Genomic DNA, 25,623 nt, shown 5'->3' on the forward strand with positions numbered 1-25,623 from the left:
GGCTATTTCTTCGCTGCCAGCCCGACCAGCTTGTTCAGCGTAAGTAGCAGCAACAAAATACCGGCCACCCAAGCGAGCACCGCGGCGCTTGCGATACCGATGGCCATCAGCAGCACCAGCGGACCGAGGAACAGCGTATAGCGGTCCCGCAACAGCTGGAGCCGCTCACCCATCGGATCAGATCCGCTCGCCGCTCAGGCGCTGGCAGACCATGTCGAGCTGGTCGAGCGTCGAATAGGCGAGCACCAGCGTGCCGCCCTTGGCGCTATGGGCAATCTTGACGTTGAGGCCGAGCACATCGCCGAGCTGGTGCTCGAGCGCCATGATATCGGCATCGCGGATCTTGGGATCGGCCTTGCGCTTCGAATTGGGCTTGGCGTGGCGGGCCAGCTTTTCGGTCTCGCGCACCGACAGCCCTTTGCTGGCGACTTCACGGGCAAGCTTCTCTGCCTCGGGCGCACCGATCAGCGCGCGGGCATGGCCCATGTCGATATCGCCGACCACGACCATCTGGCGAACGCCTTCGGGCAGATCGAGCAGGCGAAGCAGATTGGCGATGTGGCTGCGCGACTTGTGGACGAGTTTGCCCAGCGCTTCCTGGCTGTGGCCGAACTCGCGGATCAGCCGGGCGTAGGCCTCGGCTTCTTCGATCGCATTGAGGTCCTGGCGCTGGATATTCTCCACCAGCGCGATTTCCATCGTCTCGGTATCGTCGAAATCGCGAACGATTACCGGGACTTCGTGCAGCCGCGCCTTTTGCGCCGCGCGCCAGCGGCGTTCGCCGGCGACGATCTGGTAGTTATGGCCGAACGGGCGAACGACGATCGGCTGGATCAGCCCGCGCTGCTTGAGCGACTGGGCGAGCTCTTCGAGCGCTTCCTCGTCGAAATGGCGGCGCGGCTGGTCCGGATGTGGCACCAGCGAGCTGACCGGCAGCATCCGCAGCCCGGAATTCGCCTCGGGCGTGCCCGAGACCGGGGCTTCGGGGACATTGTCGCCGAGCAGCGAGGAGAGCCCGCGGCCGAGGCCGGGGCGAGGCTTGCGGGTTGCTTCGGTCATGCGGCTTTCTTGAGCTTGGGCAGGCGATCGATCACTTCGCGGGCCAGCGCGATATAGGCTTCGGAGCCCGGGCAGCGATGATCGTAGATCAACGCCGGCAAACCATGGCTCGGCGCCTCGGACAGGCGGACGTTGCGCGGGATTACCGTATCGAACACGACGCGGCCGAGCACGGCGCGGACATCGTCCGAAACCTGATCGGTCAGGCGGTTGCGGCGATCATACATGGTGAGCACCACGCCGAGGATCGACAGGCCGGGGTTGAAGCGGCTGCGGATGCGCTCGACGGTGTTGAGCAGCTGACCAAGGCCTTCGAGCGCGAAGAACTCGCATTGGAGCGGCACGAGCAGCGCGTGCGCCGCGACCATCGCGTTGACGGTCAGCAGGCCAAGCGACGGCGGGCAATCGATCAGGATCACATCCCAGCGCTGCGCATTGTGCCGCGCGATCGCCGCGTCGAGCCGATGGGTGCGTGCCTCGAACTCGATCAGCTCGATCTCCGCGCCCGACAGATCCTGCGTCGCGGGAACGATGTCGAGCCCCGGCACCTTGGTCGGCGAGGCGACATCGACCAGATCGACATCGGTGACGAGCAGATCATAGCTCGAATGCTCGCGCTCGGCGCGGCTGATGCCGAGGCCGGTTGAGGCATTGCCCTGCGGGTCGAGGTCGATCAGCAGCACGCGCTGGCCGGTGGCGGCGAGCGCGGTGCCGACATTGATCGCCGTGGTGGTCTTGCCCACCCCGCCCTTCTGATTGGCGATAGCGATGACGATCATCTCGGGCGTACCTTTCGCGCGACCACGATACCTGACTCAGGCGACGTAATGCTGGGTTCCACGTGAAACACACCCTGCCATTTCGCGCGCGCGGCTTCCACCTCCGAATGCGCGCTACGCCCCTTGGGAAGCAACCATATTGTGGATGAGTCTGTGCAATGGCCTGTGGATCTGAACAGATCGGGCAATGCAGCGACCGCACGGGCCGAAATGACCGCCGCCTTGCGCTTGGGCTTGTACGCTTCGATCTTGGCGTGCTCGACCTTTGCTCGATCGCCGATACCCAGCGCCTCGACAGCCGCGCGAAGGAACTCGACGCGGCGAATGCGGGGCTCGACCATCACCATCGGGCGGTCGATCAGCAGCGCAACGATCAGGCCGGGCATGCCGGCGCCCGTGCCGACATCAACCCAAGCGCCCTCTCCGGCTTCTTCAGCCAGTGGGATAAGCTGGGCGGAATCGACGAAGTGGCGTGCCCAAAGCGTGTCGAACGACGACGCCGAAATCAGATTCTGTTGGGTCGATTCTTCGCGCAATATCTCTGCGAACTTTTGTAGCTGCGTTTCACGTGAAACATTGAAATGTGCACGGATCCAGCCCCGGGCTTCGTCTTCAGTCATGCAGCTCGCCGTTTCGCGTGGAGGAGAATGGCGGACAGCGCCGCCGGCGTTATGCCGCGGATACGCGCTGCCGCGCCAATGGTCTCGGGGCGGGAGGCGGTGAGCTTCTCGACCATCTCGTTGGAGAGGCCGGCGATTGCAGTGAAGTCCATGGCTTCAGGGAGCTTCACGGCATCATTGGCGTGGAGCTGGGCAACCTCCGCCTCCTGGCGCTCGAGATAGGGCGCATAGCGCGCATCCTCGATATATTCGGCCAGCAGCGCCGGATCGGCGTTGGGCTGCACGTCGAGATGCTCGAGCTCGATGCCGGGGAAGCGTAGCCAGTCGCGTGCGGGCCGGCGAGCGCCATCCTGGGATACCGGAGCGCCGCGGTTGCCAAGTGCGGAGGCGGTGCGCTCAACGGCGAAGAGCTGGTCGAGCGCGGCCCTGCCCTGTTCGCGATCCTTGAGCCAGGCGAGCCGCTCGGCCCCCAGGCACCCGAGTTCGGCAGCGATCGGGCCGAGGCGGGTGCCGGCGTTATCCGCGCGGAGACGCAGGCGGAACTCGGCGCGGGCGGTGAGCATGCGATAGGGCTCGGTGACGCCCTGCAGCACCAGGTCATCTACCATGACGCCAAGATAGGAAGTCGCCCGGTCGAGGATCAGCGGGGCGAGGCTGCGGGCATGCGCGGCGGCGTTGAGGCCGGCCACGAGCCCCTGCCCCGCCGCTTCTTCATAGCCGGTGGTGCCGTTGATCTGTCCGGCGCACCACAGACCCGCGATCGCCGGGAGGCCCAGTGTGGCGTCGAGCGCACGCGGGTCGATATGGTCGTACTCCACCGCATAGCCAAGGGTGACGATAGCCGCCGCCTCCAGCCCCGGGATCGAGTTGACCATCGCGACCTGAATATCAACCGGCAGCGAAGTCGACATGCCATTCGGGTAGATCAAGTGGGTGTCGAGCCCTTCCGGCTCCAGGAAGATCTGATGGCCGTCGCGATCGCCGAAGCGATGGATCTTGTCCTCGATCGACGGGCAGTAGCGCGGCCCCTGCGCGTCGATCGCACCGGTGAACAGCGGCGAGCGGTCGAGGCCGGAGCGGATCGCATCATGCGTGGCATGGGTGGTGCGGGTGACGCCGCAGTGAAGCTGCGGGAGGAGACGTGCCCGGGTGAGCGGCGACATCGTCCAGGGATCGCTGTCGGAGCGCTGCTCCTCGATCCGCGCCCAGTCGATCGTGCGGCCGTCGAGACGCGGCGGCGTGCCGGTCTTGAGCCGGGCCATGGGAAGGCTGAGCTCACGCAGTTGCTCGGCTAGGCGGATGGCAGAGCCTTCGCCTACCCGGCCGCCGGTCTCGCGCTCCTCGCCCCGGAAGATGCGGCCGCCCAAGAAGGTGCCGGTCGCGAGCACTACCGCTCGGCAGGATAGCAGCGTGCCATCGGCCAGGCGAACCCCGGCGATAGCGCCGTTCGCCAGTTCCAGCGCCTCCGCCTCCCCCGCGACGAGGTGGAGATCGGGCTGTTCCGCGAGCATCTTCTGGATCGCAGCAGCGTAGCGCACCCGGTCGGCCTGGACGCGCGGCCCCTGCACCGCGGTACCCTTGGAGCGGTTGAGCATCCGGTAATGGATGCCGGCAGCGTCGGTGGCGCGGCCCATCAGCCCATCGAAGGCGTCGACTTCCCGCACCAAATGGCCCTTGCCGAGCCCACCAATTGCCGGGTTGCACGACATCGCCCCGAGCTTCGCCAGGTCGAAGCTGAGCAGCGCCGTGCGCGCGCCGCGGCGCGCCGAAGCGGCAGCCGCTTCGGTCCCGGCGTGGCCGCCGCCGATGACGATGACGTCGAAGTCCATTGCCCGCGCGCTACAGAATCCGGCGCCGCGCGTCAAAACCGTTCCACGTGGAACAGTTTATTTGCCGATACAGAACCGGCCGAACAGCGCATCGAGCATCGCTTCTACCCCCGCTCGGCCGGTGATTCCGTCGAACGCACGCATCGCGCTGCGGATATGCTCGGCGATGAGAAGCAGGTCGGCCTCGCGCTCGACCGCATAAAGCGATGCCGCCGCCGCCTGGCAGAGCTCTCGCTGGCGGGCGTTGAGCGCCATCTGATCGGGTGGCGGGAGCAACTTTCCGGCAAGGGTTGCCATCGCCTCCCAAAGCCGATCCATGCCCTCCCCGGTCAATGAAGACAGCGAGAGGCGCAGCGCATCGGTACCGCGCCCCGGCATATCGGCGCGAGGATTGAGCCACAGGAGATTGTCATGTGCGGGCGGCACCTCATCGCCCAGCCACAGGAGAATATCCGCCTCGGCCTGAGCGGCCTGAGCACGGGCAATACCGATCGCCTCGATCGCGTCGCCGGGCAGTTCTGCCAGGCCGGCGGTGTCGATCAGCAGCCAAGCGATCCCGCTGCGGACCACCGGTGCCTCGATCCGGTCGCGGGTCGTGCCGGAGATCGGCGAGACGATCGCGGCATCGCGACCAGCCATTGCATTGAACAGCGACGACTTGCCCGCATTGGGCGGGCCGGCGAGTACCACGCGTATGCCGTCGCGCAGCCGTTCGACCGGCGGACGGCTTGCCACCGCCGCAATGTCCGCCGCCAACGCCACCGCACCCGATCGGATCGCGGGCAACAGCGCCGCGTCGGCGACATCGTCCTCGTCGCTATGATCGAGCTCGGCCTCGACACGGGCGGCCAACCCGAGCAACCGATCGGTCCAGCCTTCGACTTCGCAGCGCACCGCCCCTTCCGCCGACCGGATCGCCGACCGGCGCTGCGCCTCAGTCTCGGCCAACAGCAGGTCGCCCAGCCCCTCTGCCTCGCTCAGGTCGATCAGCCCGTGCAGCAGCGCGCGGCGCGTGAACTCGCCAGGCTCGGCTGACCGGAGACCCGACCGGGCAGCCAGCGCCGTCTCGACCGCACGGACCACCGCGCGTCCGCCATGAAGATGGAATTCGGCAAGGTCCTCCCCGGTCGCGCTGTTTGGCCCCGGGAAGCAGAGCACAAGCGCGCGATCAAGCAGCGCACCGTCACTAGGATCATGCAGCGCCCGCACCGCAGCCCGGCGCGGAGCCGGCAGGTCCCCGGCAAAGTCGCGCACCACCGCGAACGCCTGCGGCCCGCTGACGCGCAGCACCGCAATCGCGGCGGGCGGGGCGCCGCTGGAAACCGCATAGATCGTATCCATTACTTCCCGGTCTTGCTCCCGGCGTCGAACATCGCGCGCCACAGGCCCATGCTCGCTTCACCCATAGGCGACCAGCTCTGCAGCATCTGCTGGAAGGCCTCGGGGCTGCCCTGCTTGTCGATCGCATCGACCATCATCGAGACATAGCGCTCATGCACCGGTGCGAGATCGGGAAGCCCCATTGCCCGCCGCGCTTCCTCGGGCGTGCATTCCACCTCGACGTTGATCTTCATGGGCATCTCCGTTGCGCGCGCCGCACCGCGGCTGCTAGTCCAAAGGCCATGTATGCGCGCGACCATGGTGTGATCGCAACGCCCATCGGCCCGGTGCGGGTCGAGGGCAGCGAAACTGCGCTTGTCTCGGTCCAGATTGGCGAGGGATCGCCCTCCCCGGGCAGCGCCGCCGCGGTCCGAGAAGCGATCGCACAGCTTGGAGCCTGGTTCGCCGGCGAACGGCAGGTTTTCGATCTTCCGCTCCAGCCCTTGCCCACGCCGCGCGGAGAAGAGCTGCGCCAGGCGATGATCGGCATCGGCTATGGCGAAACGCTGAGCTATGGCGAACTCGCCCGGCTTACCGGCTCCAGCGCGCGGGCGATCGGGCAGATCTGCTCGAACAACCCCTTTCCGATCCTCGTCCCCTGCCACCGCGTGCTCGCCGATGGCGGCAAGCTCGGCAATTATTCGGGCGGTGACGGACCCAAGACCAAATCCTGGCTGCTCGAGCATGAGCGCCGCCTCTCCGGAAGGACCTTATTATGAGCGAAATGATCAGCATCGACACGATCGACGGCAGCGGCAGCTTCCAGGCTTATGTCGCCCGTCCCGAAGGCGCGCCCAGGGCCGCGATCATCGTGATCCAGGAGATTTTCGGCGTGAACCCGGGAATCCGCCAGAAGTGCGATGATTGGGCCGCCAAGGGCTATCTGAGCCTAGCGCCCGACCTGTTCTGGCGGCTCGAGCCGGGCATCGTGCTCGACGCGGATGTCCCCGAGCAGTTCCAGCAGGCGCTTGGTCTGATGGGCAAGTTCAACCAGGACGCCGGCATCCGCGACATCGAGGCGACGATCAAGACGGCGCGCAAGCTGCTCGGTGATGGCGGCAAGGTCGGCGTGGTCGGCTTCTGCCTGGGTGGCCGCCTGGCATTCATGACCGCGACGCGCACCGACAGCGACGCGAGCGTCGGCTATTACGGCGTCGGCATCGACAATCTGCTCGGCGAGAAGCACGGCATCTCGCGCCCGGTGCTGATGCACATTCCGCAGGCCGATCATTTCGTCAGCCCCGAAGCACAGGCGGCGATGCATGCGGGGCTGGACGACCATCCCAAGGTGACTTTGTTCGACTATGCCGGCGAGGACCACGGCTTCGCCGATACTTTCGGCAAGCGCCGTTCCGACGCGGCTGCCAGGCTGGCCGATGGACGGACGGCCGAGTTCTTTGCGAAGAACCTCGGCTAAGATCTTGAGTTTGCGAGCCCCCGGCGGAAGCCGGGGGATACCGGATCCTCAGAAGAAGCTGGTGATCCCCGGCGTCTGCGGCGTGCCGACCCAGCCTTCATGGATCATCCGCACCGCAACGAAGACGATCACTGCCAGGCCGAAATAGGCGATCCAGGGATAGCGGTTGATCAGGCGGGCGATGAGGTTCGCCGCAAAGCCCATTAGCGCCACCGAGAGCAAAAGGCCGACGACGAGGATGCCGGGATGCTCGCGCGCGGCGCCGGCAACGCCAAGGACATTGTCGAGGCTCATCGAGACGTCGGCGACTGCGACCGCCCAGGCGGCAGCCGCAAAGCTCTTGGCTGGCTTCAGGCCCGACTCATGTTCGTCGGCATGCGGCCCGCCCTCGCGGATCTCGCGCCAGAATTTCCAGCTCACCCAGAGCAGCAGCAGGCCGCCGGCGAAGATCAGACCGACGATCCCCATCAGCCAGCTCACCACCAGCGCGAAGATGATGCGCAGGATGAGCGCCGCGCCGATGCCGATCAGGATGACCTTCTTGCGCTCGTCCGCAGGCAGGCCGGCAGCAAGCGCGCCGACGACGATCGCATTGTCGCCGGCCAGCACCAGGTCGATCATCAGCACCGAGCCGAAGGCGGCGAGCGCGGCAGGCTCGGTGATGTTCGAGAAATCGGCGACGATATGGTGCCAGATGTCGAGCGGGGAACCGATGCCGGCCGTCGCGGCGCTGAGGAGCATGTCGAGCATCCCAAAGCCCTAGCGCGGCGCGGGCAAAAGAAAAGGCCGGGCAGCACGCCCGGCCTTCGCTTGTCCGATCCTCGGCTCCCTTCCCTCGCAGGAAAGCGAAGCGAGATTACTGGTTCATCGAGTCGAAGAAGTCCTCGTTGGTCTTCGAGTCCTTCATCTTGTCGAGCAGGAACTCCATCGCGTCGATCGTGCCCATCTGCATGAGGATACGGCGCAGGACCCACATCTTGGTGAGCTTGGCCTTGTCGACGAGCAGCTCTTCCTTGCGGGTGCCCGACTTGCCGACGTCGAGCGCCGGGAAGATGCGCTTGTCGGCCACCTTGCGGTCGAGGACGATTTCCGAGTTACCGGTGCCCTTGAACTCTTCGAAGATGACTTCGTCCATGCGGCTGCCGGTGTCGATCAGCGCAGTAGCGATGATCGAGAGCGAACCGCCCTCCTCGATGTTGCGCGCGGCGCCGAAGAAGCGCTTCGGGCGCTGCAGGGCGTTCGCGTCGACACCGCCGGTCAGCACCTTGCCCGACGACGGGACCACGGTGTTGTAGGCACGGCCGAGACGGGTGATCGAGTCCAGCAGGATCACCACGTCCTTCTTGTGCTCGACCAGGCGCTTGGCCTTTTCGATCACCATTTCAGAGACTTGCACGTGACGCTGCGCCGGCTCGTCGAAGGTCGAGGAGATCACCTCGCCCTTCACCGAGCGCTGCATGTCGGTAACTTCCTCGGGGCGCTCGTCGATGAGCAGCACGATCAGGAAGACTTCGGGATGGTTGTCGGTGATCGCCTTGGCGATGTTCTGGAGCATCACCGTCTTGCCGACGCGCGGCGGCGCAACGATCAGCGTGCGCTGACCCTTGCCCTGCGGCGAGACGATGTCGATGACGCGCGCCGACTTGTCCTTCTGGGTCGGGTCGAGCTGGTCGAGCGTCAGCTTGCTCTCGGGATAGAGCGGGGTGAGATTGTCGAAATTGACCCGGTGGCGGACTGCGTCGGGATCGTCGAAATTGACCGAGACCAGGCGGATCAGCGCGAAATAGCGCTCGCCGTCCTTGGGTCCGCGGATCTCGCCTTCCACCGTATCGCCGGTGCGCAGGCCGAACTTGCGGACCTGGTTGGGCGAGACATAGATATCGTCGGGGCCGGCGAGATAATTCGCCTCGGGGCTGCGCAGGAAGCCGAAGCCGTCCGGCAGCACTTCGATCGTGCCCTCGCCCATGATCTGGTCGCCATTCTCGGCCTGGGCCTTGAGAATCGCGAACAACAGGTCCTGCTTGCGCAGCGTCGACGCGCTCTCGACGCCCAGCTCCTCGGCCATCGAGACCAGCTCTGCGGGCGGGGTTTTCTTGAGTTCCTTGAGGTGCATTTGGAGTCCGGATGTTGATCTGGGGGGAGCGTCGGTCGGCGGTAAGGTCGCGCGCGAAAGTCGATGCTTGGAGGAGGGATGTCCCGGTGACCCGGTCCACAGCGTCGAATTAGGAGTGGCGCACCCCCAAGTCAACCGGTCCCGACGGTCTGTGATGCGCTTTTGCGACAGACTTCAAGTTGCGGACGACGAGAGTATGGCGCAATTTTGTTACGCGAACGCTCAGAAGGGCTTCACCACCGCCAGGATCACGATGAGGATCACTGCCAGCGCGGGCAATTCGCCGATCATTCGCAGGCGCCGCGAGGCGATCTTGCCCTGCCCTTTCGCCAGCTTCTTCGAATAGCCGACCGCCCAGCCCTGATAGCCCGAAAGCAGGATGACGATCAGCAGCTTGGTGTGGAGCCAGCCGAGCCCCGGCAGCCCGTCGAACAGTCCGACATTGGCGGCAAGCGCGAGGCCGAGCAGCCAGACCATGCCGATCGACGGCGACAGGATCATCCTGCGGAGCAGCGCCTCGCGCTTTTCCCAGGCAGTGGCCTCGGGCGTGCCCAGCGCTTCCTGGTGATGGACGAGATAGCGCGGCAGCAGGAAGAGGCCGGCCATCCAGAAGATCACGAAGATGATGTGGAACGCCTTGACCCACAAATAGGCATTGCCCAGCCAGCCAGCCATTTCGCTTATCCCCTGATCCGTGCCAGCAGCCGCTCAACATGCGCGATCGGCGTGTCCTGCTGGATGCCGTGGCCCAGATTGAAGACATGCGGACGGCTTGGGAAGGCCGAAAGGATCCGGTCGACCGCACGATCCAGCGTCTCACCGCCGGCGATGAGCGCGAGCGGATCGAGATTGCCCTGCACGGGCAGGCCCTCGGGAAGAACGGCATTCGCCCAGACGGGATCGACCGTCTCGTCGAGCCCGAGCGCGTCGACGCCTGTCTCGCGGGCATAAGCGGGGAGCTTGCCGCCGGCACCCTTGGGGAAACCGATCACCGGCGCCTTGTCCTTCATCGCAGCAGCAATCCGCGCGGTAGGCGCAATCACCCAGCGCTCGAACTGCTCCGGGCTGAGGCTGCCGGCCCAGCTGTCGAACAACTGCACCGCCTCGACGCCGGCATCGATCTGCGCCGTGAGATAGTCGATCGTGCAATCGGCGATCCGGTCGATCAGCGCCTGCATCAGCCCGGGGTCGCTATAGGCCAGCCGTCGTGCCTCGGCCTGTTCGCGGCTGCCCTGGCCGGCGATCATATAGGTGGCGACGGTCCAGGGGCTGCCTGCAAAGCCCAGGAAGGTCGTTTTGGCGTCTAGGGCGGCCGACACCTGCCGGACGGTCGCATAGACCGGCTGCAGGGCCTCAGGACGCGATTCAAGGCTATCCAGGATGGTGCGGGCCGTCACGGTCGGTGCCAGGCGGGGCCCTTCGCCGGTTTCGAACCACAGCTCCTGCCCAAGCGCCATCGGCACCATCAGGATGTCGGAGAACAGGATCGCACCGTCCATGCCGAAGCGGCGGATCGGCTGGAGGGTGATCTCGGCAGCAGCGTGGGGATCGAGCGCCAGTGCGAGGAACCCGCCCTTCTCGGCCCGGAGCGCGCGATATTCGGGCAGATAGCGACCGGCCTGACGCATCAGCCAGACGGGCGGAATCTCCTGTCGAACGCCCTTCAGCGTTTCGAGCAGCGGCTTGGGGGAAAGTGCGGTCAGGGCCTCGGTCCTAAAACTATAAAGAAGAGAATCTAAGGATTGTTGGAGTCTGTTGGTGCGTGAAAGCCGGGGCTTATGCACTCGTCCGCGACTTGCCAACAGATTGACTCCAGCCGCCCCACGGAAGTCCCCGGATTCGGCGGCGCTATCCCCATTATCCACAGAGTGTGGATCGGAACGACAGGCTGGGGACGTGGTTGTGGACGAATCACGAGCACGAGTCCCGGATTTGACTCGATTGGTTCGTGCGTCCGGTTGCGCTAGTGACTGTGGGGCATGTTCTCCACAGATTCACCAACGGTGTGATGCGCCTACACCTCCACCTCCTCTCCGACTCCACCGGCGAAACGCTGGAGAACATCGCCAAGGCGGCGCTCGCGCAATATGACGACGTCGAGACGCTCCGCCATTTCTGGCCGATGGTACGCAGCGAAGCGCATCTCGAGCGGATCCTCCAGGAGATCGCGCAGAACCCCGGGCTGGTGCTGTTCACGCTGGTGAATCCCGAGACGCGCCGCACGCTCGAAAGCCGCTGCCGGGCGATGGGGTTGCCGGCGATCGCGCCGCTCGATCCGGTCAACCACGCGCTATCCAACCTGCTCGGCCAGGAAGCCAAGGCGCGCCCCGGCCGCCAGCACACGCTCGACGCCGCCTATTTCGCGCGCGTCGATGCGATCCAGTTCACGATCGCGCACGACGACGGGCTGCTCGCCGAGGATTGGGAAGAGGCGGACATATTGCTCGCCGGCGTGTCGCGCTCATCGAAGACGCCGACCTCGATCTATCTGGCCAACCGCGGCTACAAGACGGCCAACATCCCGATCGTGGTCGAATCGCCGCCGCCGCCCGAGCTTTATCATCTCAAGCATCCGCTGATCGTCGGCCTCACCACCAGTGCCGACCGGCTGATCCAGATCCGCCGCAACCGGCTGCTCTCGCTCAATCAGGCGACCGAGACGAGCTATGTCGAGCAGGACGCAGTGACGCGCGAAGTTGCCTATGCGCGGCGGATGTTCGCCGACAATGGCTGGCCGGTGATCGACGTGACGCGCCGCTCGATCGAAGAGACCGCCGCGGCGATCATCCAGCTCTGCAACGAGCGTACGCTCGAAAAAGGAAACCAATGAAACTCGTACTCGCGTCGCAAAGCGCCTCGCGCCGGGCGATGCTCAACGATGCCGGGGTGCCGCATGAGGCAGTGACGGCGCAGGTCGATGAAGCCTCGGCCAAGGAATCGCTGCTCGCTGACGGTATCTCCCCGCGCGATCTCGCCGATGCGCTGGCCGAGCTCAAGGCATTGAAGGTCTCCGGCCTGGTGCCCGGCGCTTTGGTGTTGGGCGGCGACTCATTGGTCGCGCTCGATGACGGCTCGCTGCTCGACAAGCCGGAGAGCCGGGAACAGGCCGCCGATCATCTCCGCCGGATGTCCGGCAGGACGCATGACATCTACAGCGCCGCCGTGATCGCCGAGGGCGGCCGCGCGGTGTGGCGCCATGTCGATCGCGCCAAGCTTCATGTCCGCCCGCTTTCCGAGAAATTCATCGAGCAATATCTCGATGTCGAATGGCCGGCGATCGCCGGCTGCGTCGGCTGCTTCAGGATCGAAGGTCCCGGCGTCCAGCTGTTCAGCCGCACCGACGGCAGCCAGTTCACCATCCTCGGTATGCCGCTGCTGCCGATCCTCTCCTATCTGCGCACCCGGGGAATATTGACGTCATGACAGCCTATGCCGAAGTGATCGGCGACCCCATCGCCCAGTCCAAGTCGCCGCTGATCCACGGTTTCTGGCTGAAGCAGCTCGGCATCGAGGCCGAATATCGCCGCGCGCATGTGACGCCCGAAGGTCTCGCCGCATATTTCGACTCGCGCCGTCAGGATCCGAATTGGCGCGGCTGCAACATCACCTTGCCCCACAAGCAGGCCGCGCTCGAATTCGTCGAGGACCGCGGCGGCATCCGCGAGTCGATCGGTGCGATTAATACCGTGCTGCGTGCCGAGGACGGCGTGCTGATCGGGACGAACACCGATGCGGGGGGCTTTTATGCCCCGATCGCCGGGCTCGATCTCGACGGTGCGCACGCAGTGGTGATCGGTGCCGGTGGCGCAGCGCGGGCGATCCTGTTCGCACTGTCCAAAGTGGGGATCGGCCGAGTGACATTGCTCAACCGCAATGTGCTCAAGGGCGCGGCCCTGCTTTCCAGCTTCGGGATCAAGGGCGAGGCGCTCCCCCTGAACAGCAAGCTGCCGTCCGCCGCGCTGCTGGTGAATGCCAGTGCGCTCGGCATGATCGGCCAGCCGCCGCTCGCGATCGACCTTTCGCCGCTGCCGGAGGATGCCGTGGTCTATGACGCGGTCTATGCGCCGCTCGAGACCGATCTGCTCGCCCAGGCGCATGATCGGGGGCTCGATACGGTGGACGGGCTCGAAATGCTGGTCGGCCAGGCCGCGCTCGCCTTCGAGCTGTTCTTCGGCGCCGAGCCGCCGCGCGACCGCGACGAGGAACTGCGGGCCCTGCTGATCGCATGATTCGGCTCGGCCTCACCGGTTCGATCGGCATGGGCAAGTCGACCGTTGCGGGCATGTTCCGCGACGAGGGCGTACCGGTGTTCGACGCCGATGAAGCAGTCCACGCGCTTCAGGGGCCGGGCGGGCGCATCGTCGCGGCGATCGAGGAAGTGTTTCCCGGGACCACCGGTGCCGAAGGCGTCGACCGCCCCGCGCTGCGTGCGCGGGTGTTCGGCGACGCGGCGGCCTTTGCCCGGCTCGAGGCGATTGTCCACCCAGCGGTTGGCGAAGAGCGCGAGGCGTTCCTGAGCCGCCATGCCGAGGCGAGCCTGGTGGTGCTCGACGTGCCTTTGCTGTTCGAGACCGGCGGCGATGCCCGAGTCGATCGAGTCGCGGTGGTTTCCGCACCTTTGGAGGTCCAGCGCGCGCGGACCCTCGCCCGGCCGGGCATGACGGTGGAGCGTTTCGAGACGATCCTCGGCCGCCAGCTGCCCGATGCCGGCAAGCGCGCCCGGGCGGACTTCGTGATTCCGACAGGCGGTTCGCTGGATGAGACGCGCGCCGCGGTGCGCGATGTCATCGCTTGCCTAGCGGGCCGCACGGGAGGATAAGTGACAAATGCGTGAAATCGTGTTCGACACCGAAACCACCGGGCTCAGCTTCTCGGGTGGCGACCGGCTGGTCGAGATCGGATGTGTCGAGCTGGTCAACCGGGTGATGACCGGGCGGACGTTCCACGCCTATGTGAATCCCCAGCGGCCGATGCCGATCGAGGCGTTCAACGTCCACGGCCTCTCCGAAGTGTTCCTGTCGGACAAGCCGCTGTTCCACGACGTGGTCGAGGACATGCTCGAGTTCATCGGCGACAGCCCGATGATCGCGCACAACGCCAATTTCGACTTCGGCTTCGTCAATGGCGAGCTGATCAAGTGCGGCCGGCCGATCGTCGACCTCTCCCGTATGGTCGATACGCTGGCAATCGCGCGGGTGAAGCATCCCGGCGCCAAGCACACACTCGACGCGCTGTGTTCGCGCTACGGCATCGACCTTACCCAGCGCACGCTGCACGGCGCGCTGATCGACGCCTCGCTGCTGGCGCAGGTCTATGTCGAGCTGACCGGCGGCCGGCAGATCACTTTGGGGCTGGCGGTGGACGCGCCGGTAATGCGCGAGACCCCGGCGGAAGCGCCGATGCGGGTACATGTGCGCCCCGCGCGACAGTTTACGGCGAGCGCGGCGGAACTTGAGCGCCACGCAGCCTTTCTCTCTAAGATGGAGGAGCCGCTCTGGGGCGCCGCCGCAGCCAGTTGAGCCCGGCTTTGGCCAGGGTCAAAGGGCTGGGACCCCGCCCCAGCTAACGTCCTCGTAAAAGCGGAGGTGAAGATGGACATCCGGGTTTCTGGGCATCAGGTCGAAACGGGCGCTGCGCTCAAGGCGCAGGTCAACGAACGGCTCCAGGGGATTGCGGGAAAGTATTTCTCGCGCGCCATCTCGTCCCAGGCGACCTTCGGCAAGGGGCCGCACGACAATGGCTTCACCTGCGACATCGTGATGCACGTGACCCAGGGGCTGGTACTCAAGGCGACCAACAAGGGCATGGAGGCGCATGGCGCCTTCGACGGTGCCGCCGACCGGATCGACAAGCAGCTGCGGCGTTACACGCGCCGGCTGAAGGATCGCCAGAACGGCGTGGTCAGCGCGTTCGCCGAGAATGGCGCCTATGACAATAATGCGGGCTACACGCTCTTCCAGGAGGCGGCCGATGAGGACGAGCCTTCGGATGCACCGCTGATCATCGCCGAAACCCGGGTCGACGTGCCCGATGCCACCGTTTCGGACGCAGTTATGATGCTCGATCTCCGCCACACCAACGCGCTGCTGTTTCGAAATAGCGCGACGGGTGCCCATAACATGGTCTATCGGCGCGGCGACGGGACGATCGGCTGGGTGGAACCCAATCGCGCGGCCTGAGTATTAGGCAGGCCCCGGGGGGCGGACCTCAACTGGACTATCGATGACGACCATCACTGAATTGCTCGTGCCGGAGGCTGTGCTCTCCGGCGTGAGTGTTGCTAGCAAGAAGGCGCTGTTCACTGCGCTGGGGGCTGCCGCCGCCGAGGCTTACGGCCTCGACGCGCGTGCCGTGACCGAAACGCTCGCCGAACGCGAGAAGCTGGGTTCGACCGGCTTCGGCGCGGGCATCGCCATTCCGCATGGCAAGCTCGATGCGATCCGCCGCGTCTGCGGCGTGTTCGTGCGGCTGGAAAAGCCCGTCGATTTCGGCGCGGTGGACGAGCTGCCCGTCGACCTTGTCTTCATGCTGCTCTCGCCGGTGGGCGCAGGCGCCGATCACCTGAAGGCATTGGCCTGTGTCTCGCGCGCGCTGCGTGACAAGACCACCGCGGCCAAGCTGCGCGGGGCGGGCTCGCAGGACGCGCTCTATGCGCTGCTCGCCGGCGTGGAGGCGCGTGACGCTGCCTGAGGTGACCGGGCCTGAAGCCACCGGGGCGGAGGCGCATTTCCGGGCCCTGGAGTCGCTTTATGCCGCGGCGCCGATCAACCGTCTGTTCGATTCGGTTCTGGAGATTCCGGAGCCCGGCGTCGCGCGTATCCGCTTCACGATAGACGAGCGCTATTTCCATGCCGCCGGCGCGGCGCACGGCACGAGCTATTTCAAGATGCTCGACGATGCCGCCTTTTATGCAGTGAACAGCCTGGTCACCGATCGCTTCGTGCTAACCACGCAGTTCAACCTGCTGCTCACCAAGCCGCTCGGCCCCGGCCCGGTGGTCGCGGAAGGCCGCTGGGTCAGCGGCCAGCGCCGCGTGTTCGTCGGCGAGGCGCGGCTGATCGACGCAACCGGCGAGGAAGCGGCGCGCGGCACTGGTACCTTCATGCGCTCGCGCATCCCGCTCTCCTCGCTGCCCGGCTATACCAAGCGATGATGTCCCGGCTGGCCACCGGCGTGCTGGTCAATGCGTTGATCCGGCGTGCCGAGGGGGCGGGCGGTGGCGCGATGGTGCTGGCCAAGGGTGATGCGACGGCGGGGGCAATCCTGCTCCTGCTAGTCGAGCGGGGCGCCAATCCGCGCTTCGTCGAGCGCGGCTTGGGCGCCTCCGGCAAGGCCGCCCTGATCCCCGCCGGACCCCGCGATTTCGCCGATGACACCGAGGTCACCGCCTATTGGAAAAGGCGTCGGAACAGCGATTCCGACCTTTGGGTGGTTGAACTGGACATCGCGGATGCGGAACGCTTCGCCGCTGAAACGATCGCGGCGAATTGACTTTGCGCCCGCGCGAAGCGAAAGGCGCTCCACTATCAATCGCGTTGTGCTGCCCGGGGTGTGAAGTCGGTCGGTTACGCAGTCGGGGGGGAAGCCCGGCGGTCCACATGAGAAACCGGACCGGCCGCGCACCAACCGCACAGTAACGAATAATAATGAAGCTCATCCACCGCGTCGCGGCTTTCGCGACCGTGACTTTTTGCGCTGGCGCGCTTGCGAACGCCGCCACGCTCGATGTGACGCTGAACCAGGATTCGCCGGTTCAGATGGTCAACTCGCTGGAACACCAGGTTGTTCCCACGCCGGCCGCCCAGGCCGCGCCGCTCCCCATCAAGGGGGAGATTGTCCAGCAGATCCCCAATGCGACTGCGGACGAAGATTTCGACTCCCTGTCCGAAGCCGTGGCAGCGCAGGACGCGCCCGCGTCGCTCGACAGCGAGCTCAACTGCCTCGCCGTGAGCGTCTATTACGAAGCCAAGAGCGAGCCGCTCGCCGGCCAGCTCGCCGTGGCGGACGTGGTCCTCAACCGCACCGAATCGGGTCGCTTCCCGCGCTCGGTCTGCGGTGTGGTCACCCAGCGCGGCCAGTTCTCGTTCGTGCGCGGCGGCAAGCTGCCGACTCCGCCGGCAAATGGCCAGTGGAAGAAGGCGCTCGCCGTTGCCCAGGTGGCGATGAAGGAACAGTGGAATTCGCCCGTTCCGGAAGCGCTCTATTTCCACGCGCGCTATGTGAAGCCGAGCTGGAAGCGCCCGCGCGTCGGTTCGGTGGGCAATCACGTTTTCTATCGTTGAGTGAGTCGCGGGGTTTCCCGCGTTCGCCTAATGTTCTAAGCAGCCGGGGATGAACTCTCCGGCTGTTTCGATTCAGGAAGACCCGCTTCCCAATGATCCCCTGATCGCCGCCGAGGTGGCGCGCGGCGTCACCCGTCTTCTCCTTCGCCACGATTGCGTCGCGCTCGCCGAAGTACCGCTCGAGGGCGGCCGGCGCGCAGACCTGATGGCGATCGATGCGCGCGGCAATATCGTGATCGTCGAGATCAAGGTCTCGCGCGCCGATCTGCTCGGCGACGGCAAATGGACCGACTATCTCGCGCATTGCGACCGCTTCTTCTGGGCGGTGCCCGAGGGCTTCGACCTGCGCCCGCTCGAGCAGGAAGGCTTCCTGCCCGCGCGCGCGGGGATCATCGTCGCCGATCGCTATGATGCGGCGGTGATGCGCGAGGCGGCGACGGTGCCGCTGCCGGCACCCACCCGCAAGAAATGCACTTTGGCCTTTGCCCGGCGCGCTGCGCGCCGGGTCATCCAGATCCTCGATCCCGATGCGGAAGCGAGCTTCTAAGGCTTAGAGCTTCGGTCCCGCGGCGCCCATGCCGCCCGACTTGCCGCCCTTGGGAGCATCGGCGAGCTGCTTGGCGATCTGCGGATAGCGCGTCTCGTCGCGGGCATAGTCGCGTGCCGACTTGCCAGTGACATTGTCGGTACGGTCCGGATTGGCACCCGCGGTCAGCAGCGCGCGGACGACATCGGCATCATGGACCTGGACGGCCCGGATCAGCGGGGTTTCGCCGCTTGAATTGGGCATGTTCACATTGGCGCCGTACTTGATCAGGATCTGCACGCCCTCGTCCCAGCCGCGCTCGGCCGCGATGATCAGCGGCGTGTTGCCGCGGCCGTCCTGGAGATTGACGTTGATGTCGTCCTGCTGGAGCAGCACGCGCAGATAGGTCGAGTCACTGCGCCGCACGACGATGTGCAACGCGCCGTCGCCGGTATTGCGGTCCCTGGTGTTGACGATCCGCAGCGACTTGTCCTCGAGGAACTTGTTCACCTTGGTGCCGTCCGTCTCGCGGATCGCCTGGAGAAAATTATAGCTGTCGGAGAATTGCTGGGCCGATGCCGGTACGGCAGCGAGCGTCAGCAGGGCGGCGCCGGCGGCACCGATTACGCGAACCATCATGTCTTTGCCCAAACCCCATAGCGGCAGTGCTTGCAAGCCCCGGACTATCAGATCATGGCTGTGGATACCATGAGCAGGATATTTCAAAGCTTTGCACCTTTGCTGCTGATCGTCTCCGGTTGCAGCGGTGTGTCCGAGGAAGCGCCGCTCACCGGCGCGCGGATCGGGGGGCCGTTCACGCTGACCAACCAGGCAGGCAAGCCGGTGCGCGACAGCGATTTCGCCGGCAAATATCGCATCGTCTATTTCGGCTACACCTATTGCCCGGACATCTGCCCGACCGACATGCTCAAGATCGGCCAGGCGATGAAGGCGCTCGACAAGAGCGCGCCGGCCAAGGCGGCGAAGATCGTGCCGATCTTCATCACTGTCGACCCCGAGCGTGACACCCCGCAGGTGGTCGGCGAGTTCGTCCGCAATTTCGACGATCGCGTCGTCGGCCTCACCGGCAGCCCGGCGGCGATCGCGGCGGTCGAGAAGCAATATGCGGTCTATGCCAGGAAGGAAGCCCCCGGTGCCGGCGGCGGCTATCTGGTAGGGCACAGCCAGATTGCCTATCTAATGGATCCGGACGGCAAGCCGATCACGTCGCTGCCGATCGAGAAGGATGCTGCGGCAATGGTGGCGCAGCTCGACCATTGGGTGCGATGACCGGAAAATACTGGGAAGATCTGCCGCTGGAAAAGCTCGACCGGGCGCAATGGGAATCCCTTTGCGACGGCTGCGGCAAATGTTGCATCCACAAGCTGGAGGACGAGGAGACCGGTGAGCTCCTCGCCACCAATGTTGCCTGCCGCCTGCTCGACCGGCGGATGGGGCGCTGCTCCGACTATAAGCATCGCCACGCCTATGTCGCCGAATGCGTGCGGCTGAACGCCAACAACGTCGGCAACATCGAGTGGCTCCCCTCCACCTGCGCCTATCGCCTGCGCGGTGAAGGAAAGCCGCTGCCCGACTGGCATTATCTGGTGAGCGGCGACCCCGAGTCGGTCCATGCCGCGGGCCAGTCGACCCGGGGCTGGACGGTCAGCGAGGACGATGTGATCGATTTCGAGCATCATCTGGTGGACCGCGAATTGTGACCCAGCCGGAGATCGAAGTCGTCCGTCACGCGCGTGCGCGGCGGATGCGGCTCTCGGTCGATCCCCGCAGCGGCAAGGTGAAGCTCACGCTCCCGCCGCGTGCCTCGTTGAAAAAGGCCATGGACTGGGCGCGCGAACAACAGGGCTGGATCGCGTTGCAGCAGGCGAAAATGCCCGAGGCGCGGCCGTTTGAGCCCGGCGCCAAGATTCCGCTGGGCGATGCCGAGGTCGAGATCGTCTGGCCCGCGGCCGGCTGCGGCCGCACCCCGAAGCTCGACGGCGACCGGCTGCTCTGCGGCGGCCCGCGCGAGGGGCTGGAGAAGCGCATCGAGCGCTGGCTTCGCCAGGCGGCGCTCGATTTGCTGAGCGAGGAGACCGCCGAATATGCCGAGCGGGCCGGGGTGAGCGTCACCAAGGTCTCGATCGGCGACCCGCGCGGACGCTGGGGCAGCTGCGCCTCGTCGGGCCAGATCCGCTACAGCTGGCGGCTGCTGCTGGCGCCGAGCTTCGTCCGCCGCTCCACCGTCGCGCATGAAGTCGCGCACCGCATCCATATGAATCATTCGCCCGCGTTCCACCGCGTGGTCGCGGAGCTCTACGAAGGCGATCCGGACCGCGCGCGGGCGTGGCTGCGGCGCAATGGTTCCGGGCTGCACTGGTACGGCAAGTAACCGCCTGAACTGATCCCCTGCCTTCGCCGGGGATCAGGAAGGGCGCGGGATTATTGCTGCTCGCCGCGCGGCGCTTCGTTCCGCGGTGCCGGACCCGGCTGGCGGGGGGCATCGCGCGGATCGCGCTGCGCCGGGGCGGGTGCAGGTGCTGGAGCCCGCTTGCCGGTCATCCGGTCGATCCAGTCCTGGTCGAGCTGCTCGTCGCCCTGGGGCTGCTGCTGCCCGGGCTGCGGCTGCTCCTGCTGGTCGGTGCCGTCGCCGCGCGGCTGCTGGTCCTGGGGCAGCGGATTGCCGTCCTGGTCGACGAACATGCCGTTGTCGGGCTCGCCATAGGCGCTGTTCTCTTCGTCGAGCTGATATTCGGGCAGCGTCACCTGCGTGTCGAAGGCCTCGGCCGGGCGCTTCGCCACCGCCTTGATCATGAAATCATGGAAGGCGCGTGCCGGGGCGGTGCCGCCCTGCAGGCCGGGAACGACCTTGGCATCGTCGCGGCCCATCCATACGCCGGTGGTGATTCCGCTCGAGAAGCCGATGAACCAGCCATCCTTGTTCGACGTGGTGGTGCCGGTCTTGCCCGCCACCGGACGGCCGATCTGCGCGGCACGGCCGGTGCCGGTGGCCACCGCCGTCTGCATCAGGTCGGTCATCTGCGCGGCGACATAGGGGGCGACGAGCACATGGCTGGTGTCGACCTCGTGCTGGTAGATCACTGCGCCGTTCGCAGTGACGCGGGTGATGCCATAGGGCGTCACCGCCACGCCCTTGCTCGCCACCGAGGCGAAGGCGCGGGTCATGTCGATCAGGCGCACGTCCGAGGTGCCGAGCACCATGGCCGGATGGGTGTCCACCGGGGTGGTGATGCCGAAGCGGCGCGCCATATTGGCGATGTCGCCGAAGCCGACTTCCTGGCCGAGCTTCGCCGCGATCGTGTTGACCGAATAGGCGAAGGCGGTGCGGATGTTCATCTCGCCGCGGAACGCACCCGAGCTGTTGCGCGGGCTCCAGCCGTTGATCGTCACCGGCTCGTCGACCACCAGGTCATCGGGCTTGTGGCCCGCTTCGAGCGCAGTCAGGTAGACGAACAGCTTGAAGGCCGAGCCCGGCTGGCGGGTCGCCTGAGTCGCGCGGTTGTAGATCGACGCGACATAATCCTTGCCGCCCACCATCGCGCGCACTGCACCGTCGCGGTCGAGCGCGATCAGCGCGCCCTGGGCATTCTTCGGCGCATTGGCACGGATCGCATCGTCGGCGGCGCGCTGCATCGAGAGGTCGAGCGTGGTCCACACTTCGAGCGGGGCCTCGGTCTCGTCGATCAGCACTTCGAGCTGGGGCAGCGCCCAGTCGGTGAAATAGCGCACGCTGTTCTGCTTGGGCTCGGGGGCGAGCGCCACGGTGCGCGGATCGGTCGCCTTTGCCTGGGCGTCGCTGATTTTGCCGGTCTCGGCCATCAGGTCGAGCACCACGCTGGCGCGGCTGATCGCGGCGTCTGCGTCGGCGGTCGGCGAATAATGCGAGGGCGCCTTGACCAGGCCGGCGATCACCGCCGCCTCGGCCAAGGTCAAATTGGTCGCCGAATGACCGAAGAACTTCCGGCTCGCCGCGTCGATGCCATAGGCGCCGCCGCCGAAATAGACCTTGTTGAGATAGAGCTCGAGGATCTCGTCCTTCGAGAATTTGCGCTCCATCGCCAGCGCGATCACGCCTTCGCGCACCTTGCGGCCGAGGTCGTACTTGTTCGACAGGAAGATCGTGCGCGCCACCTGCTGGGTGATCGTCGAGCCGCCCTGCAGGCGCCGGCCCTCGTCATGCAGCTGCTTGGCGCGCCAGAACATGCGGGCGACGCCGACCGGATCGACGCCCCAGTGCGATTCGAAGCGGCGATCCTCGGTCGCGATGATCGCGTCCTTCATCACCTGCGGGATCTGGTTGTACTTGATCCACTCGCCATAGCTCGGTCCGAGCGAGACGAGCACGGTGCCGTCGGCGGCATGGACGCGGATCATCTGGCCGTTGGGCGAGGATTTGAGCTCGTCGAAGCTCGGCAGCGTCGACTTGGTCGAATAGACCGCGATGAGCAGCGCGATGAAGGCAAGCAGCGCCAGGCTGCCGCCGCCGATCAGCGTCCAGAAGGTTACACGCTTCCAAAAGGCGAGGTCACGCCATTTGGACCTGCGGATGACTGCGGGCAGGTTGGATGCCATCGGGGGGGTCGATTAAGCCCTATTCGGCCTGGTCACAAGGTTCAGGCGGTGGTGGAGTCGCTAGCCGAAGCCGGGTTTCCGCCACGTGAACGGAAATCGAGACTCACCGAGTTGATGCAATATCGCAGTCCCGTCGGCGGTGGGCCGTCGGGGAAGACATGGCCCTGATGCCCGTCGCAGCGCGCGCAACGCACCTCGACGCGGCGCATGCCATGGCTGACATCGGCGTGTTCGGAAACATTGGCCGGGTCGATCGGCTGAGTGAAGCTCGGCCAGCCCGAGCCCGAGTCGAACTTGTCGAGGCTGTCGAACAGCTCGAGCTTGCACGCGGCGCAGGCATAGACGCCGTCGGCCTTGTTGTCGGTGTAACGGCCGGCAAAGGCGCGTTCGGTACCCGCCTCGCGCAGCACGTGAAACTGTTCCGGGGTCAGGCGCTTGCGCCATTCGGACTCGGGGAGGTTCAGATGCTCCATGGCATCAAGCATGTGTGCGTGCCCGGGGTCCGCGTCAATCCGGGTTCGCGCGGAAGCGGGCTAAACCCTTGTTGACCTTCAATTGCCGCTTCAATTCCTCGGCGGGCGGCGCCCAGAGAAAGCCGAAGCTGACCGTGCCGTGCTTTGATTCGACGGCGTGGTGCAACCGGTGCGCCTGGACGATTCGCTTCATGTAGCGCGAGCGCGGCACATAGCGGTGCGCCACGCGCTGGTGGACGATCACGTCGTGGAAGCCGAAATAGATTGCGCCATATCCGGCGATTCCCGCGCCGATCCAAGTAGAGCCCGGCCACCAGCCCGCCTGCACCCCGCCATAGAGCAGGATGATCGAGGGGATGGCGAAGATCACTGCATAGAGATCATTCCATTCGAACCAGCCGCTGCGGGCGCGGTGGTGGCTGGCGTGCAGGAACCAGCCCGGCCCGTGCATCACCCAGCGGTGCATCGCCCAGGCAAAGCTCTCCATCGCGGCGATGGTCGCGCAAAACAGGGCAAGGCCGATCCAGACGGGCATGATCGCTAGATAGGCGCTCTCGTTCAGAAGGCGAACCCAGTGTCGCCGCATTTGGCGGGCGTCAGCGTATAGGAAGCGAACGGCTTCTCGCTGCCATCGGGCTTGCGCGCGGTGATCGTCCAGCGCCAGCTCTTGCCCTCGGGCGCCAGGCGGTTGGCGTAGACCGCATCGGGATAGGCATAATCGATCGCGAGCCCGCCCTGCTCGGTCCGCCCCTTGCCCGCCGCGCTGTAGCCGGCGCCGAAGCTGTCCATCCACCAGGCGCTGAGCTTGTCGCCGTCATGGTCACCGATGACGATCGCCGCGTCATAGGGATCGGCGGGGTCGAGCCCGTGCGACTCGAGCAGGAGATAGCGCCCGCCCAGGCGCCACGCGGCGCGCACGCGAGTCGCCACGCGCTTGCCCATTACTTCGCCCGGCGCTTCCCAGCAGCCGACAAGCGCATCGAGTGCGGCATGGGCGGGATCCGGAGCGGGTGTGAGGAACAGCGCAGTGGCAAGGGCGAGAGTCATAAATGCGCCCCTAGCAATGGGTTCCGGGAGCGGCCACCACAAGCTACTATTGCAATTACCTCGCAATCGCATTTGCGCCGAAAAGATTTGGATTCCCCAGCGCTCCGTGCTTAAGGCAGCCGCAAACCCCTTCCCCACAAAAGACGAGGGCGCGTCCCCATGAACATCCATGAATATCAGGCCAAGGAACTGCTCGCGAAGTTTGGCGCGCCGATCGCTGCCGGCTTTGCCGCCTTCACCGTCGAGGAGGCCGTCGAGGCCGCCAAGAAGCTGCCTGGGCCGCTCTTCGTCGTGAAGTCGCAGATCCATGCCGGCGGCCGCGGCAAGGGCAAGTTCAAGGAGCTCGGCCCCGATGCGAAGGGCGGCGTCCGGCTTGCCTTCTCGCTCGACGAAGTCCGCGCCCACGCAACCGACATGCTCGGCAACACGCTGGTGACGATTCAGACCGGTGAGCATGGCAAGCAGGTCAACCGCCTCTACATCACCGACGGCGCCGACATCGCCAAGGAATTCTACCTCGCGCTCCTCGTCGATCGCGCCACCAGCGAAGTCGCCTTCGTCGTCTCGACCGAAGGCGGCATGGACATCGAGGAAGTCGCCCACTCGACCCCGGAGAAGATCCACAGCTTCTCGGTCGATCCCGCGACCGGCTTCATGCCGCATCACGGCCGCGCCGTCGCTGCCGCGCTCGGCCTGACCGGCGACCTCGCCAAGCAGGCGGCCAAGGTCGCCTCGTCGCTCTACGCCGCGTTCCTCGCGACCGACGCCGAGCAGATCGAAGTCAACCCGCTGGCGCTGACCGAGCAGGGCAACCTCCTCGTCCTCGACGCCAAGGTCGGCTTCGACGGCAATGCGATGTTCCGCCACAAGGATCTCGCCGAACTGCGCGACGAGTCGGAGGAAGATCCCGCCGAGCTCGAAGCTTCGAAGTACGACCTGGCGTACATCAAGCTCGACGGCGACATCGGCTGCATGGTCAATGGCGCCGGCCTCGCCATGGCGACGATGGACATCATCAAGCTCAACGGCATGTTCCCGGCCAACTTCCTCGACGTCGGCGGCGGCGCTTCGAAGGAGAAGGTGACCGCGGCGTTCAAGATCATCCTCGCCGATCCGAACGTGAAGGGCATCCTGGTCAACATCTTCGGCGGCATCATGAAGTGCGACATCATCGCCGCGGGCATCGTTGCCGCGGCGAAGGAAGTGAACCTCTCGGTGCCGCTGGTCGTGCGCCTCGAGGGCACCAATGTCGCCGAGGGCAAGGAAATCCTCGCCAATTCGGGCCTCGCCATCGTTCCGGCGAACGACCTGGGCGATGCCGCGAAGAAGATCGTGGCCGAAGTGAAGAAGCTGGCCGCCTGAGCCTGCTTCGCCGCTCGCGGCGATTTTCCGAAAAAATGGGCGGAGGACCGGAACCCGGTCTTCCGCCCTTTTTGCGTCCGGTCCCTGCGGGCGCTCGACGCTAGGGCGCCGCTACGTCGCTCCCGAATATACGGTGAGTCCGT

Annotated in this window: 33 protein-coding genes; 17 read left to right on the plus strand and 16 right to left on the minus strand. The window is 65.8% G+C overall.

Annotation, left to right across the window (positions count from 1 at the left end; translation table 11 throughout):
* Positions 1 to 2: 2 nt before the first annotated feature.
* From HZY97_RS12710 to HZY97_RS12740, 7 genes are read right to left on the minus strand one after another with little or no spacing between them, the layout of a single operon-like run.
* The gene (locus HZY97_RS12710; RefSeq protein ID WP_180144079.1) at positions 3 to 173 is read right to left on the minus strand and encodes a hypothetical protein; all 171 of its coding nucleotides are present in this window, start codon (positions 171 to 173) and stop codon (positions 3 to 5) included.
* A 4-nt stretch (positions 174 to 177) separates the two neighbouring features.
* A complete protein-coding gene (locus tag HZY97_RS12715; RefSeq protein WP_180144081.1) occupies positions 178 to 1,059 on the minus strand; it encodes a ParB/RepB/Spo0J family partition protein in 882 nt (293 codons plus the stop codon).
* Positions 1,056 to 1,838, minus strand: coding sequence for a ParA family protein (locus HZY97_RS12720; protein WP_180144083.1), 783 nt, complete (start codon positions 1,836 to 1,838; stop codon positions 1,056 to 1,058). Before HZY97_RS12720 ends, HZY97_RS12715 begins: the two co-directional genes overlap by 4 nt.
* A complete protein-coding gene (rsmG, locus tag HZY97_RS12725; RefSeq protein ID WP_180144085.1) occupies positions 1,835 to 2,458 on the minus strand; it encodes a 16S rRNA (guanine(527)-N(7))-methyltransferase RsmG in 624 nt (207 codons plus the stop codon). Before rsmG ends, HZY97_RS12720 begins: the two co-directional genes overlap by 4 nt.
* Complete coding sequence (mnmG, locus tag HZY97_RS12730) at positions 2,455 to 4,287, minus strand: tRNA uridine-5-carboxymethylaminomethyl(34) synthesis enzyme MnmG (RefSeq protein WP_180144087.1); 1,833 nt, start codon at positions 4,285 to 4,287, stop codon at positions 2,455 to 2,457. Before mnmG ends, rsmG begins: the two co-directional genes overlap by 4 nt.
* 57 nt (positions 4,288 to 4,344) lie before the next feature.
* On the minus strand, positions 4,345 to 5,628 hold the full coding sequence (gene mnmE / locus HZY97_RS12735) for a tRNA uridine-5-carboxymethylaminomethyl(34) synthesis GTPase MnmE (protein ID WP_180144088.1): 1,284 nt from the start codon (positions 5,626 to 5,628) through the stop codon (positions 4,345 to 4,347).
* Entirely contained in the window at positions 5,628 to 5,861 is a 234-nt protein-coding gene (locus HZY97_RS12740; protein ID WP_180144090.1) for a DUF6489 family protein, read from the minus strand. The genes mnmE and HZY97_RS12740 overlap by 1 nt, the downstream gene beginning before the upstream one ends.
* 48 nt (positions 5,862 to 5,909) lie before the next feature.
* On the opposite strand from HZY97_RS12740, the gene HZY97_RS12745 reads away from it, so the two are divergent.
* Together HZY97_RS12745 and HZY97_RS12750 are read left to right on the plus strand one after the other, a co-directional pair.
* Positions 5,910 to 6,386, plus strand: coding sequence for a methylated-DNA--[protein]-cysteine S-methyltransferase (locus HZY97_RS12745; RefSeq protein WP_180144092.1), 477 nt, complete (start codon positions 5,910 to 5,912; stop codon positions 6,384 to 6,386).
* Positions 6,383 to 7,084 carry a dienelactone hydrolase family protein gene (locus tag HZY97_RS12750; RefSeq protein WP_180144094.1) on the plus strand — a complete coding sequence of 234 codons (702 nt, stop codon included), beginning with the start codon at positions 6,383 to 6,385 and terminating at the stop codon, positions 7,082 to 7,084. Before HZY97_RS12745 ends, HZY97_RS12750 begins: the two co-directional genes overlap by 4 nt.
* Before the next feature lie 48 nt (positions 7,085 to 7,132).
* Here HZY97_RS12750 and HZY97_RS12755 read toward each other — a convergent pair whose 3' ends face one another.
* From HZY97_RS12755 to hemE, 4 genes are all read right to left on the minus strand, one after another.
* Complete coding sequence (locus tag HZY97_RS12755; protein WP_180144095.1) at positions 7,133 to 7,834, minus strand: TerC family protein; 702 nt, start codon at positions 7,832 to 7,834, stop codon at positions 7,133 to 7,135.
* Between the two features lie 106 nt (positions 7,835 to 7,940).
* On the minus strand, positions 7,941 to 9,197 hold the full coding sequence (rho, locus tag HZY97_RS12760) for a transcription termination factor Rho (RefSeq protein WP_180144097.1): 1,257 nt from the start codon (positions 9,195 to 9,197) through the stop codon (positions 7,941 to 7,943).
* A 222-nt stretch (positions 9,198 to 9,419) separates the two neighbouring features.
* Positions 9,420 to 9,872, minus strand: coding sequence for a CopD family protein (locus tag HZY97_RS12765; RefSeq protein WP_180144099.1), 453 nt, complete (start codon positions 9,870 to 9,872; stop codon positions 9,420 to 9,422).
* Between the two features lie 5 nt (positions 9,873 to 9,877).
* The gene (gene hemE, locus HZY97_RS12770; protein WP_180144603.1) at positions 9,878 to 10,900 is read right to left on the minus strand and encodes a uroporphyrinogen decarboxylase; all 1,023 of its coding nucleotides are present in this window, start codon (positions 10,898 to 10,900) and stop codon (positions 9,878 to 9,880) included.
* Between the two features lie 302 nt (positions 10,901 to 11,202).
* On the opposite strand from hemE, the gene HZY97_RS12775 reads away from it, so the two are divergent.
* The 11 genes from HZY97_RS12775 (at position 11,203) to HZY97_RS12825 (ending at position 18,026) form a co-directional block, all read left to right on the plus strand.
* Complete coding sequence (locus tag HZY97_RS12775; protein ID WP_373684358.1) at positions 11,203 to 12,027, plus strand: pyruvate, water dikinase regulatory protein; 825 nt, start codon at positions 11,203 to 11,205, stop codon at positions 12,025 to 12,027.
* Positions 12,024 to 12,620, plus strand: coding sequence for a nucleoside triphosphate pyrophosphatase (locus HZY97_RS12780; protein WP_180144103.1), 597 nt, complete (start codon positions 12,024 to 12,026; stop codon positions 12,618 to 12,620). The genes HZY97_RS12775 and HZY97_RS12780 overlap by 4 nt, the downstream gene beginning before the upstream one ends.
* On the plus strand, positions 12,617 to 13,426 hold the full coding sequence (aroE, locus tag HZY97_RS12785) for a shikimate dehydrogenase (protein WP_180144105.1): 810 nt from the start codon (positions 12,617 to 12,619) through the stop codon (positions 13,424 to 13,426). The genes HZY97_RS12780 and aroE overlap by 4 nt, the downstream gene beginning before the upstream one ends.
* Positions 13,423 to 14,016 (plus strand): dephospho-CoA kinase, encoded by a 594-nt coding sequence (coaE, locus tag HZY97_RS12790; RefSeq protein WP_180144107.1) that lies wholly within the window; start codon positions 13,423 to 13,425, stop codon positions 14,014 to 14,016. The genes aroE and coaE overlap by 4 nt, the downstream gene beginning before the upstream one ends.
* Before the next feature lie 7 nt (positions 14,017 to 14,023).
* Positions 14,024 to 14,716: a DNA polymerase III subunit epsilon gene (dnaQ, locus tag HZY97_RS12795; RefSeq protein ID WP_180144108.1), complete on the plus strand. Its 693-nt coding sequence runs from the start codon at positions 14,024 to 14,026 to the stop codon at positions 14,714 to 14,716.
* Between the two features lie 72 nt (positions 14,717 to 14,788).
* A complete protein-coding gene (gene hpf, locus HZY97_RS12800; RefSeq protein WP_180144110.1) occupies positions 14,789 to 15,376 on the plus strand; it encodes a ribosome hibernation-promoting factor, HPF/YfiA family in 588 nt (195 codons plus the stop codon).
* Between the two features lie 43 nt (positions 15,377 to 15,419).
* The gene (locus HZY97_RS12805) at positions 15,420 to 15,887 is read left to right on the plus strand and encodes a PTS sugar transporter subunit IIA (protein WP_180144112.1); all 468 of its coding nucleotides are present in this window, start codon (positions 15,420 to 15,422) and stop codon (positions 15,885 to 15,887) included.
* Positions 15,847 to 16,350: a PaaI family thioesterase gene (locus HZY97_RS12810; RefSeq protein ID WP_180144113.1), complete on the plus strand. Its 504-nt coding sequence runs from the start codon at positions 15,847 to 15,849 to the stop codon at positions 16,348 to 16,350. Before HZY97_RS12805 ends, HZY97_RS12810 begins: the two co-directional genes overlap by 41 nt.
* Positions 16,347 to 16,688, plus strand: a complete 342-nt coding sequence (locus HZY97_RS12815; protein WP_180144114.1) for a DUF1491 family protein — start codon at positions 16,347 to 16,349, stop codon at positions 16,686 to 16,688. Before HZY97_RS12810 ends, HZY97_RS12815 begins: the two co-directional genes overlap by 4 nt.
* A 155-nt stretch (positions 16,689 to 16,843) precedes the next feature.
* Positions 16,844 to 17,479, plus strand: coding sequence for a cell wall hydrolase (locus HZY97_RS12820; RefSeq protein WP_180144115.1), 636 nt, complete (start codon positions 16,844 to 16,846; stop codon positions 17,477 to 17,479).
* Positions 17,480 to 17,528: 49 nt separating this feature from the next.
* Positions 17,529 to 18,026, plus strand: coding sequence for an MmcB family DNA repair protein (locus tag HZY97_RS12825; protein ID WP_180144116.1), 498 nt, complete (start codon positions 17,529 to 17,531; stop codon positions 18,024 to 18,026).
* Positions 18,027 to 18,029: 3 nt separating this feature from the next.
* Here HZY97_RS12825 and HZY97_RS12830 read toward each other — a convergent pair whose 3' ends face one another.
* Positions 18,030 to 18,644 carry an ankyrin repeat domain-containing protein gene (locus HZY97_RS12830; RefSeq protein WP_180144118.1) on the minus strand — a complete coding sequence of 205 codons (615 nt, stop codon included), beginning with the start codon at positions 18,642 to 18,644 and terminating at the stop codon, positions 18,030 to 18,032.
* A gap of 69 nt (positions 18,645 to 18,713) precedes the next feature.
* Here HZY97_RS12830 and HZY97_RS12835 point away from each other — a divergent pair, with 69 nt between their 5' ends.
* Genes HZY97_RS12835 through HZY97_RS12845 form a run of 3 tightly spaced genes read left to right on the plus strand, consistent with a single transcriptional unit; the run spans position 18,714 to position 20,397 of the window.
* A complete protein-coding gene (locus tag HZY97_RS12835) occupies positions 18,714 to 19,295 on the plus strand; it encodes an SCO family protein (protein ID WP_257215032.1) in 582 nt (193 codons plus the stop codon).
* A complete protein-coding gene (locus HZY97_RS12840; protein WP_180144122.1) occupies positions 19,292 to 19,726 on the plus strand; it encodes a YcgN family cysteine cluster protein in 435 nt (144 codons plus the stop codon). The genes HZY97_RS12835 and HZY97_RS12840 overlap by 4 nt, the downstream gene beginning before the upstream one ends.
* Positions 19,720 to 20,397: a M48 family metallopeptidase gene (locus HZY97_RS12845; RefSeq protein WP_373684365.1), complete on the plus strand. Its 678-nt coding sequence runs from the start codon at positions 19,720 to 19,722 to the stop codon at positions 20,395 to 20,397. Before HZY97_RS12840 ends, HZY97_RS12845 begins: the two co-directional genes overlap by 7 nt.
* Positions 20,398 to 20,447: 50 nt before the next feature.
* Here HZY97_RS12845 and HZY97_RS12850 read toward each other — a convergent pair whose 3' ends face one another.
* Genes HZY97_RS12850 through HZY97_RS12865 form a run of 4 tightly spaced genes read right to left on the minus strand, consistent with a single transcriptional unit; the run spans position 20,448 to position 24,118 of the window.
* Positions 20,448 to 22,598 carry a transglycosylase domain-containing protein gene (locus HZY97_RS12850; protein ID WP_180144124.1) on the minus strand — a complete coding sequence of 717 codons (2,151 nt, stop codon included), beginning with the start codon at positions 22,596 to 22,598 and terminating at the stop codon, positions 20,448 to 20,450.
* Between the two features lie 41 nt (positions 22,599 to 22,639).
* Positions 22,640 to 23,071 (minus strand): peptide-methionine (R)-S-oxide reductase MsrB, encoded by a 432-nt coding sequence (gene msrB / locus HZY97_RS12855; protein ID WP_180144609.1) that lies wholly within the window; start codon positions 23,069 to 23,071, stop codon positions 22,640 to 22,642.
* Between the two features lie 34 nt (positions 23,072 to 23,105).
* On the minus strand, positions 23,106 to 23,606 hold the full coding sequence (locus HZY97_RS12860) for a sterol desaturase family protein (protein ID WP_180144126.1): 501 nt from the start codon (positions 23,604 to 23,606) through the stop codon (positions 23,106 to 23,108).
* 23 nt (positions 23,607 to 23,629) lie between these two features.
* Positions 23,630 to 24,118: a hypothetical protein gene (locus tag HZY97_RS12865; protein ID WP_180144128.1), complete on the minus strand. Its 489-nt coding sequence runs from the start codon at positions 24,116 to 24,118 to the stop codon at positions 23,630 to 23,632.
* 159 nt (positions 24,119 to 24,277) lie between these two features.
* Between HZY97_RS12865 and sucC the strand changes: the two genes are divergently transcribed.
* Entirely contained in the window at positions 24,278 to 25,480 is a 1,203-nt protein-coding gene (gene sucC / locus HZY97_RS12870; protein WP_180144130.1) for an ADP-forming succinate--CoA ligase subunit beta, read from the plus strand.
* The last annotated feature ends 143 nt before the right edge of the window (positions 25,481 to 25,623 follow it).

Source organism: Sphingomonas sp. R-74633 (genome assembly GCF_013416555.1).
In the GTDB taxonomy this organism is placed as follows: Bacteria; Pseudomonadota; Alphaproteobacteria; order Sphingomonadales; family Sphingomonadaceae; genus Sphingomonas.

Coding starts and splice junctions, on each gene's coding strand:
- HZY97_RS12710 (WP_180144079.1), bottom strand. CDS start 173: ATGGGTGAGCGGCTCCAGCTGTTGCGGGACCGCTATACGCTGTTCCTC.
- HZY97_RS12715 (WP_180144081.1), bottom strand. CDS start 1,059: ATGACCGAAGCAACCCGCAAGCCTCGCCCCGGCCTCGGCCGCGGGCTC.
- HZY97_RS12720 (WP_180144083.1), bottom strand. CDS start 1,838: ATGATCGTCATCGCTATCGCCAATCAGAAGGGCGGGGTGGGCAAGACC.
- rsmG (WP_180144085.1), bottom strand. CDS start 2,458: ATGACTGAAGACGAAGCCCGGGGCTGGATCCGTGCACATTTCAATGTT.
- mnmG (WP_180144087.1), bottom strand. CDS start 4,287: ATGGACTTCGACGTCATCGTCATCGGCGGCGGCCACGCCGGGACCGAA.
- mnmE (WP_180144088.1), bottom strand. CDS start 5,628: ATGGATACGATCTATGCGGTTTCCAGCGGCGCCCCGCCCGCCGCGATT.
- HZY97_RS12740 (WP_180144090.1), bottom strand. CDS start 5,861: ATGAAGATCAACGTCGAGGTGGAATGCACGCCCGAGGAAGCGCGGCGG.
- HZY97_RS12745 (WP_180144092.1), top strand. CDS start 5,910: ATGTATGCGCGCGACCATGGTGTGATCGCAACGCCCATCGGCCCGGTG.
- HZY97_RS12750 (WP_180144094.1), top strand. CDS start 6,383: ATGAGCGAAATGATCAGCATCGACACGATCGACGGCAGCGGCAGCTTC.
- HZY97_RS12755 (WP_180144095.1), bottom strand. CDS start 7,834: ATGCTCGACATGCTCCTCAGCGCCGCGACGGCCGGCATCGGTTCCCCG.
- rho (WP_180144097.1), bottom strand. CDS start 9,197: ATGCACCTCAAGGAACTCAAGAAAACCCCGCCCGCAGAGCTGGTCTCG.
- HZY97_RS12765 (WP_180144099.1), bottom strand. CDS start 9,872: ATGGCTGGCTGGCTGGGCAATGCCTATTTGTGGGTCAAGGCGTTCCAC.
- HZY97_RS12780 (WP_180144103.1), top strand. CDS start 12,024: ATGAAACTCGTACTCGCGTCGCAAAGCGCCTCGCGCCGGGCGATGCTC.
- aroE (WP_180144105.1), top strand. CDS start 12,617: ATGACAGCCTATGCCGAAGTGATCGGCGACCCCATCGCCCAGTCCAAG.
- coaE (WP_180144107.1), top strand. CDS start 13,423: ATGATTCGGCTCGGCCTCACCGGTTCGATCGGCATGGGCAAGTCGACC.
- dnaQ (WP_180144108.1), top strand. CDS start 14,024: ATGCGTGAAATCGTGTTCGACACCGAAACCACCGGGCTCAGCTTCTCG.
- hpf (WP_180144110.1), top strand. CDS start 14,789: ATGGACATCCGGGTTTCTGGGCATCAGGTCGAAACGGGCGCTGCGCTC.
- HZY97_RS12805 (WP_180144112.1), top strand. CDS start 15,420: ATGACGACCATCACTGAATTGCTCGTGCCGGAGGCTGTGCTCTCCGGC.
- HZY97_RS12810 (WP_180144113.1), top strand. CDS start 15,847: ATGCGCTGCTCGCCGGCGTGGAGGCGCGTGACGCTGCCTGAGGTGACC.
- HZY97_RS12815 (WP_180144114.1), top strand. CDS start 16,347: ATGATGTCCCGGCTGGCCACCGGCGTGCTGGTCAATGCGTTGATCCGG.
- HZY97_RS12820 (WP_180144115.1), top strand. CDS start 16,844: ATGAAGCTCATCCACCGCGTCGCGGCTTTCGCGACCGTGACTTTTTGC.
- HZY97_RS12825 (WP_180144116.1), top strand. CDS start 17,529: ATGAACTCTCCGGCTGTTTCGATTCAGGAAGACCCGCTTCCCAATGAT.
- HZY97_RS12830 (WP_180144118.1), bottom strand. CDS start 18,644: ATGATGGTTCGCGTAATCGGTGCCGCCGGCGCCGCCCTGCTGACGCTC.
- HZY97_RS12835 (WP_257215032.1), top strand. CDS start 18,714: ATGAGCAGGATATTTCAAAGCTTTGCACCTTTGCTGCTGATCGTCTCC.
- HZY97_RS12840 (WP_180144122.1), top strand. CDS start 19,292: ATGACCGGAAAATACTGGGAAGATCTGCCGCTGGAAAAGCTCGACCGG.
- HZY97_RS12850 (WP_180144124.1), bottom strand. CDS start 22,598: ATGGCATCCAACCTGCCCGCAGTCATCCGCAGGTCCAAATGGCGTGAC.
- msrB (WP_180144609.1), bottom strand. CDS start 23,071: ATGGAGCATCTGAACCTCCCCGAGTCCGAATGGCGCAAGCGCCTGACC.
- HZY97_RS12860 (WP_180144126.1), bottom strand. CDS start 23,606: ATGCCCGTCTGGATCGGCCTTGCCCTGTTTTGCGCGACCATCGCCGCG.
- HZY97_RS12865 (WP_180144128.1), bottom strand. CDS start 24,118: ATGACTCTCGCCCTTGCCACTGCGCTGTTCCTCACACCCGCTCCGGAT.
- sucC (WP_180144130.1), top strand. CDS start 24,278: ATGAACATCCATGAATATCAGGCCAAGGAACTGCTCGCGAAGTTTGGC.